Origin of the sequence: Lysinibacillus sp. 1 U-2021 (genome assembly GCF_029916965.1) — a bacterium.
GTDB lineage: Bacteria > Bacillota > Bacilli > Bacillales_A > Planococcaceae > Lysinibacillus > Lysinibacillus capsici.
Window position 1 is genome coordinate 1,948,458 of record NZ_CP123966.1, and the last position, 12,721, is coordinate 1,961,178.

The following is a 12,721-nucleotide window of genomic DNA, read 5'->3' on the forward strand; positions in this document are numbered from 1 at the left end:
TAAAAATTTTAAAAAATAAAAACAAATCTTTTGACCCTATAGTTACTATAGGGTTTATCGTATTACATGGAAATATTCTAGTAGATTGAAAACATGTATCGCGAACAATTAGAAGGAGAAGTTTATGAGCAAGAAACAAAATATAACCTTAGCTATTTTATTATCTAATCTTTTCATTGCCTTTTTAGGGATTGGTTTAGTCATCCCTGTTTTACCAACCATCATGAATGAGCTACATATTTCTGGCTCTGTCGTTGGTTATATGGTGGCAGCCTTTGCCATTACACAATTAATTGCATCACCAATTGCAGGTAAGCTTGTTGATAATATTGGCCGCAAAGTTATGATTGTTGCAGGTCTTTTTATTTTTGGACTTTCTGAGTTTTTATTTGGGTTTGGTCGTTCTGTTGAAATTCTTTTTGTCTCTCGTATGTTAGGTGGCGTGAGTGCAGCTTTCATTATGCCAGCCGTAACCGCCTATATAGCTGATATTACGACATTGGCACAGCGTCCTAAGGCACTTGGCTATATGAGTGCAGCCATTAGCACAGGTTTTATTATCGGCCCTGGGATCGGTGGATTTTTGGCTGAAATTGGTACACGTGTCCCATTTTATGCAGCTGGGGTACTTGGTCTGTTTGCAGCTATCCTGTCATTGCTATTTTTAAAAGAGCCAACACGTGCTACAGACAATGAAGAAGTAGCACAATCCATGTTAGGTAGTGTCAAGCGTGTGTTTAGTCCACTCTACTTCATACCATTCATTCTTATTTTCGTGCTATCATTTGGCCTCGCTGCATTCGAATCATTGTTTAGCTTATTCGTCGATCACAAATTTGCGTTTACACCATCGGACATTGCCATTATTATTACAGGAAGTGGTATTGTAGGCGCACTAGCTCAATTAATACTATTTGATTGGCTGACAAAGAAAATGGGTGAGATTAATGTTATTCGTTACTCACTAATCCTTTCAGCAGTATTAACATTTGCCATGACGATTGTGAGTCATTATTTTGCCATCTTATTCGTTACATTCTTTATTTTCGTAGGCTTCGATTTAATTCGACCTGCCGTTACTTCGTATTTATCGAAAATTGCTGGCAATGAACAAGGATTTGTTGGTGGCATGAACTCTATGTTTACAAGTCTTGGTAATATTTTTGGCCCTATCCTAGGTGGTGTATTGTTCGATATCAATCTGAACTATCCATACTACTTTGCTACAATCGTATTGGTGCTTGGCGTCATACTTGCGTTATTCTGGAGAAAGCCAAAGCATATAGAATTATAAAAATAACGATACACATCCACATGAATCCTAGAGAAATCCATTTAAAAAGGATTGCCCTTTGATGAATAAATCATCATCGGGCAATCCTTTTCTTTTTTATTCATGCACTACTGTTTCTTCTTTTTCAAAGTGAATACCTGTAATATGCACATTTACTTCTGCTGTTTCTAGTGCCGTCATATTAAAAATAGCCTGACGGATTTGCGTTTGAACTTCTTTTGCTACCTTAGGAATGGCATATCCATATTTCACAGAGCAAAATACATCAATCGCAATTTCACCAGTTTCCGTTACACCTGATTTAATGCCTTTATTGTGTACTTTTTTACCGAAACGTTCCACGACACCCGTCGCAATATTCCCACGAGTTGCAGCAATGCCTTCTACTTCATTAACAGCAATCCCAGCCACAACCTCGATCACCTCTGCCGCTACCTCAATTTTTCCAAGCTCTTCTTTCCCAGAAGGTGTTGGTTGTACGAAAGATTGTCCTACTTTCTCTGCCATACAAATATCATCCTTTCCCTTACACATCACAAACAAGTGCTGTACTTACATTTATTATACTATAAAAAGGAAGGTTTGGCTGTCGAAAGCCGTTTTAAATTAAAACCGACTTTACTAATCCACTACATCGATTAAATAAATTCCCTTTTCAAATCCCCCACGAGCTTTTCTCTTGTGTTCACGCGTCACTTCTAGCTCCTCAAAGCGTACACCTAGCACACCGATAGCCATATGAATGAGCTCCAGTATATCTGCGAGCTCTTCAACACTATCTTCTTTATGCTGGGCTTCGTAAAATTCTGTAGCCTCTTCTATCATTTTAGCCTTTATTGCCTTTATTAGTTCACTAGGCTCTAAAATACGTGCATGATAGGATAAACCCTTCGCTTCAATTACTTCTAAAATTTTATCCCTCACTAGCTTATTGTATATAGGCATCCATTGTTTCACTCCTTTTAAGGGGGATGACTATTTCTTTCTTCTATTATATAGTATTCTTTCTATAATATAGAATCAATTTGAGATAAAGTAGAGGTAGAGCATGTTACAAAAATGGTTGTTTGGTATCGGTGGGGTTGTCCTCATGTTGACAATGCTCTTTTTATTTTTGGGGAATAGAGCTAATGAAGACACATTGCTTGCGAAAAATATAATGGAAAAAGCAAATAGCGGCACAACAGTAGTTTCACTAAATAAATTAACGGATTTTGACTGGGAAAAAGCGCAAATTTTCGGACCTTATACAACGAAAGATGCGATTGAAGAAACAATGGACATACAATTTAAAGGTAGTATTAGTGGATTAGATGTACGGGAAGATATTTGCCTTCTTGTCTTTGTGAAAGAGGGCCATGCGATAAAGACAGCTGTGCTTTACAGAGACATAGGAGACTATTCAACAAAGAATGGTATGTTAACACCAGATAACGATCTTCTATCTATAAAATAGAACTTTTATCATCTTTTTCACCACACTTCTATTGGTAACGGTTTAAGCTTCTATAACGGTCAATCTTTCTTCTATAGATGGATCTTCCTACCTGTAAGTAGGTCCTCTATCTATTTGCGCTTAGACATAAAAAAAACCTCCTAACTAATAATAGCTAGGAGGTTTAAAATTGCGAACGCTTACTTCACTTTTTCTGCTACACCCAATACATCATTCTCTTCTAGGAACTTCGTATTGAATTGTGCTGATTTGAAGACGTCATTGTTCATCAATGCTTGGTGGAATGGAATGGTTGTATTAATTCCAGGACCAGATACTTCGAATTCACTTAAGGCACGATTCATTTTTGCAATCGCTTCTTCACGTGTATCCGCATGAACAATTAGTTTTGCTACCATTGAATCGTAATATGGTGGGATTGTATAGCCCGCATAGACAGCAGAATCAATACGTACACCATAACCACCTGGTGTTATATACGTATCAACAGTTCCTGCTGAAGGCATGAAGTTTTTATAGGCATTTTCTGCGTTAATACGGCATTCAATCGCCCAACCATTTAATTTTATATCATCTTGTGTGAATGGAAGCTTCTCACCAGATGCAATTTTTAATTGTTGTTGTACAAGATCTACACCAGAAATCATTTCTGTTACTGGGTGCTCAACCTGAATACGAGTGTTCATTTCCATGAAGTAGAACTTGTCCTCTTGATAGTCATAGATAAACTCGATTGTGCCAGCACCTTCATAGTTACATGCTTGTGCCGCTTTTACTGCAGCTGCACCCATTTCAGCACGACGCTCAGAAGATAGAGCTGGAGATGGTGCTTCCTCTACTAACTTCTGCATACGACGTTGAACCGTACAGTCACGTTCGCCTAAATGCACCACGTTACCGTAGCCATCTGCTAAAACTTGGATTTCACAGTGACGGAAGTACTCGATAAATTTCTCTAAATATACGCCAGGGTTACCGAATGCTGCCGCAGCCTCTTTTTGCGTAATTTCAATACCTTTTACAAGATCTTCTTCTGTACGTGCTACACGGATTCCTTTACCGCCACCACCAGCAGTTGCTTTGATGATGACAGGGTAACCAATTTTAGCAGCCCATTCTTTACCAGTTTCGATATCTGGTACAATACCAGTACCTGGAACAAGTGGAACGCCTGCTGCTTCCATTGTTGTACGTGCAACGTCCTTGATGCCCATAATTTTAATAGAATCAGATGATGGACCGATAAATTTAATGCCAGCGTTTTCACAAGCTTCCGCAAAATCAGCGTTTTCTGATACGAAGCCATATCCTGGGTGGATGCCATCAGCACCTGTCTTTTCAGCTACACTAAGTAGCGCTGGGAAGCTAAGATAAGAATCTTTTGATAGCTTCGGTCCGATGCAATAAGCTTCGTCTGCTAACTTCACATGTAATGCGTCAGCATCTGCTTCAGAGTACACAGCAACCGATTGAATGCCTAACTCTTTACAAGCACGAATGATACGCACAGCGATTTCGCCGCGGTTTGCAATTAAAACTTTTTTCATTTGTTTTGCACTCCTTACTCAGCTTTTACAAGGAATAATGGTTGGCCGTACTCTACTAAGTCGCCATCTTTAACTAGAATTTCAACGATTTCCCCTTGCACTTCTGCTTCGATTTCGTTGAATAATTTCATTGCTTCTACGATACATACGATTGTTTCGTCCCCTACTTTGTCACCCACTTTTACGTATGCAGGAGAATCTGGGTTTGGTGCTTGATAGAAAGTACCGACCATTGGAGATACAATTTTATGTAACGATGGGTCGTTAACTGATGGTGCCGCTGCAGCTGGTGCTGGCGCTTCTTCTTTCGCTGGTGCAGGTGTTACTGCTGGAGCTTCTGCTGGTGCAGATTGTTGTACAACAGGGGCTACTACTTCTTTTTTAGGTGCTACAGTTTCTGTAACAACAACATTATTCTTTTTAAGTTTTACTTTTGCGCCATCTACTTCATACACAAACTCGTCAATTGAAGAAGAATCCACTAATTTGATAATTTCACGAATTTCTTGAATTTTGAACATTTCTAACTCTCCTTATGAATTAAAATCTACTACAATAACTATTCTATATTTTTTCGTATCAATTTGAAATAGTTAAATGAAAATTAAGTAAATATGAACAAAATAAAAGGCTTTCCTTTACTAAGCGAAAGCCTTTTCATGAAGCTGATATATAACAACCCTTTGCGAATTAACTAAAAATTTGTTTTTTTCTTTATTTTTTAATAATTATTTGCACTGAACTTGACTTGCACATCATTTGCGCCTTCCATCTCTGTTTTTACCAGGTAAATAATTTCGTTTGCTTGAGCTTTTGACAATTCCTCAGCCATCACTGTCACCGACACTTTTTCTCCCTCAGCACGAACAAACGCATCAGAGTAACCTAATGATTTTACGAGCATCTCAAGCATAGCTTCCGCTGATTCACGTTTAATAAGGCCATCCATTTCATTATATGCCTCATTTTTTTCTTCGGCAGAATATTCTTCTGAGGCAATCTTTTGTGTTAACTGTTCACGAAGCTGACTTCTCTCATCACTAACCTGCATACGCATTTCTTCAAATAAGTGACTTGGTGAAGATACTTCTTGTGTTATATCATTTGTTGCTTCCTGATCTGTAACACCTGTGACAGCTGTTTGTTGCAGTGTATCATCTGTAAAAATAGTAAGACCATTGAATTGCTTGGCTGGATCTACCAAATAATACACTGAAATAACTGCTACTAAACTTAATAATGTCATAAACCAAACTGTTCTTCTACGTACGCGCATTTACTTTTCCTCCTTATTTTCCATTGGAACGATAATAATTCGATGAATCGGTAATTGCATCACTTGACTGACGACAGCACGAATTTCATTTTTCACAAAGATATCGGAAGCACCCTCTGAAACAACGAGCATTCCTGTCACGTTTTTCGCGCCTTGTTCAGTCCCTCGAAAATATTGGCTGAATAGTTTATTGGCATCCTGATCATCTGTCATCTCTCCATAATAAAAGTAGACTTTAACCTTCCCTACACCTTCCATTGCCTTCAGGGTTTGCTCAAGTTTTTCTTCATTCGTGAGCGGTGAACCTTTGTCGCTTGTCGAATTCGTTTGATACATAGGTAAAATGATGAAAATTCCCACGGAGGCAGCTATCAAAATTAAAACCATCAATGACGTTGTTTTTTTTCGTGTCTTTTCCACATCACTTGTACATTGCCTCCTTTCATCTTCTCTTTTTCAAGTGTATGTACGCTTGTTTCTTCCTATGAATTGATAAATGGAATCTTTAATAGCAATTGCAAAAATACTAACGTGATGACCAACTTTGTCAGTGAAATTATTTCCTTATCATCCGTTAGAAACACAAAAATCTGACAGACAAACAGCAATGCCAATAAAAGAATCAATCTATCTCCCCCCTGCCATGACTTGTACGAACACAATGAGGAAAAAACAAGAAAACATAAATGAAAAAGCAATTAAAAATGATACAGCACATAAAGTAAATAGCGATTTGCTAACTTGATCTAGTAGTCTACAAATATCATCAAAGGCAATGGGTTCTAAAATAGCCGCGAGCATTTTCAAAGAATAGGCACTAACTACAAGCTGCACGGTTGGGATAAAAGACACTGTAATGACAGCGATAAAGGCGCTAATACTTGTAAGAGAAGATGTAAATTGAGTCATATGCTGAAACATCGAAAAACTATCCACAATAAAAGAACCTACAACTGGAATATTTTCTTCAATTAATTTTTTGACGGGCTCCGCTACAGCCGCATTGACACTAAATGCTGCTACACCGCTTGCGGTCATCAGTAAGACATAGCAAATAACTGAGGCCGACACGATGCTCATAATTGTAAAGCGAATCAATTCAGCTATTCGAGTAAAGGATATTTCCTTAACGATTACACTGCATACATCAAAGACAATGGCCAAAAGCACGCCAGGAATAAGCCACTTACTACTGATAATGGTGAGGACTTGTACAAAAAACAGTAAAAAAGGCTGCCAGGAAGCAATCGCTGTAATACTACTGGATAATAAAAAGCTTGATGTAAGAATTGGATAAAATGCCGTAAATAGATGGGCTAGTCCTTGTGCAATTTCATCAATTAATGTAAAGGAGTTGACAACAACAGGACCGATTGTTGCTAAAACGATAAGAAAAAAAAGTATCCTTGTCCCTTTTTCAAACTCTGGTAATAGCATGTTCACAATCAAAATGATGATGACGTAGCTGCAAAGCATGAGCGTCATCTTGAGCAAGAGAAAGAATGGGTCGATTAAAAACGATAATATTTGCTCCTGCAATGGCTTCGCTCCTTAGTTTAGCCTTTTTAAAATGGCCGACACCTCCTGTAGAACAGCCAGAAATTCTTTAAACCAATACAGCAAAATCACAATTTTCACCGCAGCAAAAACGATGTTCCCGAGCACTTTATAATTATGCTCTGCCAAAAGCAATGCCACCCACTGCCCGACATAGAACATACTTGCACTGATTAAAATAGCCTTCGCATAAGGTAAAAACGCAAGTGTTTCTAACAATTGTTTGGCGAAAGGCAATAAAAGCGTCGAGAACAACATGCCAAAAAGCAAAAAAGAAAACATCACACTGATTAGCGCATGGAGTGGCTGTATAACTTCTTTTATCAGCAATAATAAAAGCAGCATGACAACAGCGACGATGACAATTTCCATTCACATTACCCGGATGAGGTAAGCCATTGGAAGAAGGTTAAAATCTCATTAAAGAATAGACGTAAAAAGCGAAGTAATTCTGCTGTCATATATAAGTAAGCAATGAAAAAGAGGAAAAATGAAAACTCCTTCTTCCCTGTTTGATCAAAGAAAACATGAAGAAGCGCAACGACTAGTCCCACTCCAGCAACTCTTAATACGTCTTGTAATTCCATTCCTACGCCCCCTCGTGTACAGCAATATATGTCGCTCTTCAAAAAAAAAGACCTCTATACAGATGTATAGAGATCTTCTACGATAAAAAATTATAATAGTTTGCTCACAATGTTTTTCACCGTATCCGTTTGCTGTATGAGGTGACTATTTTCACCCATCCACATGGATAAATATTCTGCATTACCTTGCTCAGCACTTTCCTTACGAATGGTAGTCGTTAGATAATTTTGTAGTGGATAGGGTGCTACTGTCGCATCCTCCATACGTTTCGTGAAATCATTTGCTAAACCTCTTGCTGGTTTACCAGTAAAGGCAAGCGTAATCGTCGTTTGTTGTTCTTTTGATGCCAATACAGCATTTTTATAGAGTGGCGAAATTTCGCATTCATCTGCCACTAGTAAAGCCGTCCCAATTTGAACTGCCTGTGCCCCACTTTCAAGTGCCTTTTGAATATCCTCTTTGGTTACAAGGCCTCCCGCAGCTATAATCGGAATCTCAACTTTTCCCACTACTTGTTGTAGTAAGTCATGCAATGGAATTAATTGCAGAGGGTCAGTAAATGAGCCTCGATGACCGCCTGCCTCTCCCCCTTGTAATACAACCGCATCCATTCCTGCTTGCTCCACCAGTATGGCTTCCTCTAATGTGGTTGCAGTACCAATCGTATAGACGCCATGATCTTTTAATTGTTTAAGAACAGCTGGAGATGGCAGCCCAAAAGTAAATGAACAAACTGCTACCTTTTCTTCAATCACAGCTTGAACCTGTCCTGCAAAAACTTCCTTTGATGTTACGCTCTGTACAGGGGATAATCCTAATTCATCGTAAAAAGGTTGCAGTGCCATTCTGGCTTGTTGTAAAACCTCGACATCAATTTTGGGTTCTTCTTGCACAAATAAATTGACCGCAAAGGGCTTTGTCGTTAATTTCTTCACTTCTTGAATAAACTGCTTTGTTTGCTCACCATCTAAGTAACCTGCACCAATTGAACCTAATAGGCCTGCCTCAGCACAAGCCGCCACAAATTTAGGTGATGTCACGCCTGCCATTGGTGCTTGTATAATTGGATATCGCATATCAAATGTTGTTTGTAGCATACCTTTCACTCCTTACTCTGATTGTAAACAATTCTACCAGTAATGACCATCTATCTGATGATAGAAACTTGATAGTACCTCAATAAAAATTAAATAGTGCTTCTATCTATTATCACATTAAATGAACGATTTGACAGTATATGTATAAGAAAAAAATAAAAACCTACTCTTTAATGAAAAGAGTAGGCTGATCATTATGCACGTGAAACGTAAGAACCTTCATCCGTGTTAATGATTAAAACGTCACCTTGGTTAACGAAGAATGGTACTTGTACGATTAGACCTGTTTCAAGAGTAGCAGGTTTTGTACCGCCAGAAGCTGTATCACCTTTGATTCCTGGTTCTGTTTCTGTTACCTCTAATTGAACAGTGTTTGGTAATTCAACACCTAACATTTCACCTTGGTAAGATTGAATATGCACTTCCATGTTTTCTTTTAGGAATTTTAATTCATACTCAATAGCAGATGAAGCTAGTTCAGTTTGCTCATATGATTCCAAGTCCATAAATACATGCTCATCACCTTGTGCATATAAATATTGCATCTTACGATTATCGATTTGTGCCTTTTCAACTTTTTCACCAGCGCGGAATGTTTTTTCATTCACTGAGCCGTTACGTAGGTTACGTAATTTAGAACGTACGAATGCAGCACCTTTACCTGGTTTCACGTGTTGGAAATCTAACACGCGGTATAATTGGCCATCAACAATAATTGTTAGACCTGTACGGAAATCGTTTACTGAGATCATTTGTGTTCCTCCAAAGTTTATAAAATAATGAGTTCTTTTGACGAATGTGTTAGTAGTTCATTACCCGTTTCTGTGATTAAAATATCATCCTCGATACGGACACCACCGATTCCAGGTAAGTAAACACCTGGTTCAATCGTCACGGCCATACCTGGCTCTAGCACTGTATCAGAACGCATCGATAAGCCAGGGCCTTCATGTACTTCAAGACCAATACCGTGTCCTAAAGAATGACCAAATGCTTCGCCATATCCTTTTTCTTTTAAGTAGTCACGTGCAATCGCGTCCGCTTGAATGCCTGTTAATCCAGGACCCACTTTTTCAAGTGCTAACAGTTGAGAAGCAAGGACTGCATTGTACATATCTACCAATTTTTCAGATGGTTCTCCCACAGCCACAGTACGTGTGATATCCGAAATATAGCCATTATAAAGCGCACCAAAGTCTAATGTAACAAAGTCGCCTTTTTCAATCACTTTATTCGTTGCAACGCCGTGTGGTAATGCTGAACGAAGACCAGACGCAACAATCGTGTCAAACGAAGACTGAGTTGCTCCTTGTTTACGCATGAAAAACTCTAATTCATTCGAAACTTCAAGCTCGGTTTTACCAGGCTTGATGAAGCCTAAAATATGTGTAAATGCGTGATCTGCAATTTCACACGCAGCCTTAATAATATTAATCTCTTGTTCCGTCTTAATCAAGCGAATTTTTTCAATTAGCCCAGAAATCGGCACTAAATCTGCTTGAATCTTCGATTTATACAGTTCATAGGTGCCATAGCTTACAGTATCTTTCTCAAAGCCCAATAATTTGATACCCATATTATTTACTTGAGTAGCAATTTCTTCAAAAATTGTGGCTTCATGCTTGACAATACGGAAGTCCTGAATTTGTGCAGCAGCCTGCTCTGTATAACGGAAATCTGTAATAAATACAGCATCATTTTGAGACACAATTGCTACGCCTGCTGTCCCTGTAAAACCTGTCATATAGCGACGGTTGTACCCATTCGTAATTAAAATACCATCGATGCTTTGTTCTTGAAGTGCTTTACGTAGCTTTTGTAATTTCAACATAATCAATTCTCCCTCTCGATAAATGTACGTAGTGCCAGTTCATAGCCTTTCGTACCTAGTCCACAAATTTGACCAAGGCAGGCCGGAGCAAGATAGGAATGATGTCGGAAAGCCTCACGTTTGTGGATATTGGAAATATGTACTTCGATAACTGGCACAGAAATACCTGCTATCGCATCATGCAATGCGATACTTGTATGGGTATATGCACCAGGATTAAAGATAATACCATCATATTTTTCGTCCTCTGCTTCATGCACCCAATCTACTAGTACCCCTTCATGATTGGATTGACGAAATTCAACTGTAGCACCTAAAGAAGCCGCAAGATTTTGAACATTTTCTCGAACATCATCCAATGTTTCATGTCCATAAATATGTGGCTCTCGTTTACCAAGTCGATTTAAGTTCGGTCCATTCAAACATAATAACTTCACGCTTCTATTCGCCTCTTTCTATGTACTTGCCATTTATTTTATCATACACCGTGCATTCAGCAACTAATTTCAACTAGTGGTGCCATAAATATCCCCTTAAAGGAAGGGGATATTTTGTACCTTCAACTTTGTTTTTGTGCTGTATGTTCCTTCTGATGGAAATTGGCGGTTTCAAGCAAGAAACGTAATAAACAAATAACGGTCACCATAAAGGGAATCGACAGTTTTTTGAAAGACGTAAGCTGTAATGGTAAATCCAAAGCAATCCATTCCAATGAGATGGTCACCAAGAGACCTAATAAAAGGGAAGAAAAGACAGCTGGGATAATATATACATAGCGCATAGTCATGTATAAAAATAAGCCGATAATAAATAGTAGAAAAATAAAAAAGGTCCATTGAAATAATTTGGAGCTTTCTTCAAACCAATTCCATTTTTTATAAAACCCTATCGGATGCCATTTAATGAGATGGAAATAATGTAAACCTTTTAAGCACAGCGCTAAAACAAGCGCATTGACAAGTGCTGTAATTGTCGCTACTTTCACCCTATACCTCTCCTTTATGCACACTAATTATTTCCTAAAATGTACGATTAGTGTAGCCATATAGAAAATTTACTATGCGTAACGGTAGAGGTTTTTCACTAAATTTAGTACAATGGTACAGTTGAAATATATAAAGAGAGTGGTGTTAGCCTTGAGCAATTCACCTGTATACGGGGGACAAGCACAATTAGAGGGTGTGATGTTCGGAGGAAAGGAACATACTGTTACAGCCATTCGTCGTAACGATGATTCCATTGATTATTATCATTTCAAAAAAGTACAAAAACCTTTATTACAAAAGCTTAAAAAAATCCCATTTGTACGAGGCGTTGTGGCGCTGATAGAATCCGCTGGCTTAGGTTCTCGTCACATGCAATTTGCTGGGGATCGCTATGATGTGACACCTGGTGAAGAGGAAGATCATAAAGAAGAAGGCTCTAAACTTCAAATGATACTGGGCGTTGCTGTAGTAGGTATTCTTTCTTTTTTATTTGGAAAATTTGCCTTTACATTAATTCCTGTTTTTATAGCTGATTTTTTCTCAAAATGGATTGAAGGCAAAACGGGACAGATTTTACTGGAAAGTGGTATTAAATTATTATTACTGCTAGCCTATTTATATTTTATCTCGTTAACGCCCCTCATTAAACGAGTATTTCAGTACCATGGTGCAGAGCATAAGGTGATAAACTGCTATGAAGCTGGATTAGACATTACCGTAAAAAATGTTCAAGCTCAATCACGCCTACACTATCGTTGTGGCAGTAGCTTCATATTATTCACCGTGTTCGTCGGTATGTTTTTATATTTCTTTGTACCTACAGATCCACTGTGGCTTCGTATTTTAGATCGTATTCTATTAATCCCTGTTGTTCTGGGGATCTCATTTGAAGTCTTACAAGCGACAAATGCCTGCCGTAATATTCCAGTGTTACGCTTCCTTGGCTACCCTGGCTTATGGCTCCAATTACTAACAACTCGTGAACCGAAGGACGATCAAGTAGAAGTAGCAATTGCTTCCTTTAATATGCTACGCCAAGTAGAGCAGCAACCTGAAATCGCTGCGACATTAAATCATGATTAATAAAAA

At 38.4% G+C, this 12,721-nt stretch carries 18 protein-coding genes; 3 read left to right on the forward strand and 15 right to left on the reverse strand.

Features of this window, described 5'->3' with window-relative positions; all coding sequences use genetic code 11:
• The first annotated feature begins 124 nt into the window (after positions 1-124).
• Positions 125-1,294, forward strand: a complete 1,170-nt coding sequence (locus tag QH639_RS09900) for an MFS transporter (protein WP_048392291.1) — start codon at positions 125-127, stop codon at positions 1,292-1,294.
• Between the two features lie 96 nt (positions 1,295-1,390).
• Here the strand turns inward: QH639_RS09900 and QH639_RS09905 are convergent, their stop codons facing one another.
• Positions 1,391-1,801, reverse strand: coding sequence for an Asp23/Gls24 family envelope stress response protein (locus tag QH639_RS09905; protein WP_004231142.1), 411 nt, complete (start codon positions 1,799-1,801; stop codon positions 1,391-1,393).
• Between the two features lie 114 nt (positions 1,802-1,915).
• Positions 1,916-2,239 carry a nucleoside triphosphate pyrophosphohydrolase gene (locus tag QH639_RS09910; protein ID WP_131522453.1) on the reverse strand — a complete coding sequence of 108 codons (324 nt, stop codon included), beginning with the start codon at positions 2,237-2,239 and terminating at the stop codon, positions 1,916-1,918.
• A gap of 103 nt (positions 2,240-2,342) precedes the next feature.
• On the opposite strand from QH639_RS09910, the gene QH639_RS09915 reads away from it, so the two are divergent.
• Positions 2,343-2,750: a hypothetical protein gene (locus QH639_RS09915; protein ID WP_131522452.1), complete on the forward strand. Its 408-nt coding sequence runs from the start codon at positions 2,343-2,345 to the stop codon at positions 2,748-2,750.
• Between the two features lie 179 nt (positions 2,751-2,929).
• Here the strand turns inward: QH639_RS09915 and accC are convergent, their stop codons facing one another.
• From accC to QH639_RS09980, 13 genes are all read right to left on the reverse strand, one after another.
• The gene (accC, locus tag QH639_RS09920) at positions 2,930-4,297 is read right to left on the reverse strand and encodes an acetyl-CoA carboxylase biotin carboxylase subunit (RefSeq protein ID WP_004231135.1); all 1,368 of its coding nucleotides are present in this window, start codon (positions 4,295-4,297) and stop codon (positions 2,930-2,932) included.
• Positions 4,298-4,311: 14 nt separating this feature from the next.
• Positions 4,312-4,818 (reverse strand): acetyl-CoA carboxylase biotin carboxyl carrier protein, encoded by a 507-nt coding sequence (gene accB, locus QH639_RS09925; RefSeq protein WP_004231133.1) that lies wholly within the window; start codon positions 4,816-4,818, stop codon positions 4,312-4,314.
• Positions 4,819-5,018: 200 nt separating this feature from the next.
• Complete coding sequence (locus QH639_RS09930) at positions 5,019-5,573, reverse strand: SpoIIIAH-like family protein (protein WP_004231131.1); 555 nt, start codon at positions 5,571-5,573, stop codon at positions 5,019-5,021.
• Positions 5,574-5,993, reverse strand: a complete 420-nt coding sequence (locus QH639_RS09935; protein ID WP_066036340.1) for a hypothetical protein — start codon at positions 5,991-5,993, stop codon at positions 5,574-5,576.
• 62 nt (positions 5,994-6,055) lie between these two features.
• Positions 6,056-6,199 (reverse strand): hypothetical protein, encoded by a 144-nt coding sequence (locus QH639_RS09940; protein ID WP_004231124.1) that lies wholly within the window; start codon positions 6,197-6,199, stop codon positions 6,056-6,058.
• Position 6,200: 1 nt separating this feature from the next.
• Positions 6,201-7,112, reverse strand: a complete 912-nt coding sequence (locus tag QH639_RS09945; protein WP_004231121.1) for a stage III sporulation protein AE — start codon at positions 7,110-7,112, stop codon at positions 6,201-6,203.
• Between the two features lie 12 nt (positions 7,113-7,124).
• Positions 7,125-7,502, reverse strand: a complete 378-nt coding sequence (locus QH639_RS09950; protein WP_016994741.1) for a hypothetical protein — start codon at positions 7,500-7,502, stop codon at positions 7,125-7,127.
• Positions 7,503-7,507: 5 nt separating this feature from the next.
• On the reverse strand, positions 7,508-7,717 hold the full coding sequence (locus tag QH639_RS09955) for a hypothetical protein (protein WP_012295089.1): 210 nt from the start codon (positions 7,715-7,717) through the stop codon (positions 7,508-7,510).
• 90 nt (positions 7,718-7,807) lie between these two features.
• A complete protein-coding gene (locus QH639_RS09960) occupies positions 7,808-8,815 on the reverse strand; it encodes an NAD(P)H-dependent flavin oxidoreductase (RefSeq protein WP_131522446.1) in 1,008 nt (335 codons plus the stop codon).
• Between the two features lie 194 nt (positions 8,816-9,009).
• A complete protein-coding gene (gene efp, locus QH639_RS09965; RefSeq protein ID WP_004231115.1) occupies positions 9,010-9,567 on the reverse strand; it encodes an elongation factor P in 558 nt (185 codons plus the stop codon).
• 17 nt (positions 9,568-9,584) lie between these two features.
• Entirely contained in the window at positions 9,585-10,646 is a 1,062-nt protein-coding gene (locus QH639_RS09970) for a M24 family metallopeptidase (RefSeq protein WP_237898221.1), read from the reverse strand.
• A gap of 2 nt (positions 10,647-10,648) precedes the next feature.
• Complete coding sequence (aroQ, locus tag QH639_RS09975) at positions 10,649-11,083, reverse strand: type II 3-dehydroquinate dehydratase (RefSeq protein ID WP_004231111.1); 435 nt, start codon at positions 11,081-11,083, stop codon at positions 10,649-10,651.
• A 122-nt stretch (positions 11,084-11,205) separates the two neighbouring features.
• Positions 11,206-11,631 (reverse strand): hypothetical protein, encoded by a 426-nt coding sequence (locus QH639_RS09980; protein WP_048392286.1) that lies wholly within the window; start codon positions 11,629-11,631, stop codon positions 11,206-11,208.
• Between the two features lie 112 nt (positions 11,632-11,743).
• Here QH639_RS09980 and QH639_RS09985 point away from each other — a divergent pair, with 112 nt between their 5' ends.
• Positions 11,744-12,715: a DUF1385 domain-containing protein gene (locus QH639_RS09985; protein WP_048392285.1), complete on the forward strand. Its 972-nt coding sequence runs from the start codon at positions 11,744-11,746 to the stop codon at positions 12,713-12,715.
• Positions 12,716-12,721 lie beyond the last annotated feature (6 nt).

Excerpts from the sequence above, each read along its gene's own strand:
- QH639_RS09930 (WP_004231131.1), bottom strand. The coding sequence starts at position 5,573 with ATGCGCGTACGTAGAAGAACAGTTTGGTTTATGACATTATTAAGTTTA.
- accB (WP_004231133.1), bottom strand. The coding sequence starts at position 4,818 with ATGTTCAAAATTCAAGAAATTCGTGAAATTATCAAATTAGTGGATTCT.
- QH639_RS09910 (WP_131522453.1), bottom strand. The coding sequence starts at position 2,239 with ATGCCTATATACAATAAGCTAGTGAGGGATAAAATTTTAGAAGTAATT.
- QH639_RS09915 (WP_131522452.1), top strand. The coding sequence starts at position 2,343 with ATGTTACAAAAATGGTTGTTTGGTATCGGTGGGGTTGTCCTCATGTTG.
- efp (WP_004231115.1), bottom strand. The coding sequence starts at position 9,567 with ATGATCTCAGTAAACGATTTCCGTACAGGTCTAACAATTATTGTTGAT.
- QH639_RS09905 (WP_004231142.1), bottom strand. The coding sequence starts at position 1,801 with ATGGCAGAGAAAGTAGGACAATCTTTCGTACAACCAACACCTTCTGGG.
- QH639_RS09950 (WP_016994741.1), bottom strand. The coding sequence starts at position 7,502 with ATGGAAATTGTCATCGTCGCTGTTGTCATGCTGCTTTTATTATTGCTG.
- QH639_RS09955 (WP_012295089.1), bottom strand. The coding sequence starts at position 7,717 with ATGGAATTACAAGACGTATTAAGAGTTGCTGGAGTGGGACTAGTCGTT.
- QH639_RS09970 (WP_237898221.1), bottom strand. The coding sequence starts at position 10,646 with ATGTTGAAATTACAAAAGCTACGTAAAGCACTTCAAGAACAAAGCATC.
- QH639_RS09900 (WP_048392291.1), top strand. The coding sequence starts at position 125 with ATGAGCAAGAAACAAAATATAACCTTAGCTATTTTATTATCTAATCTT.
- QH639_RS09960 (WP_131522446.1), bottom strand. The coding sequence starts at position 8,815 with ATGCTACAAACAACATTTGATATGCGATATCCAATTATACAAGCACCA.
- accC (WP_004231135.1), bottom strand. The coding sequence starts at position 4,297 with ATGAAAAAAGTTTTAATTGCAAACCGCGGCGAAATCGCTGTGCGTATC.
- QH639_RS09985 (WP_048392285.1), top strand. The coding sequence starts at position 11,744 with ATGGTACAGTTGAAATATATAAAGAGAGTGGTGTTAGCCTTGAGCAAT.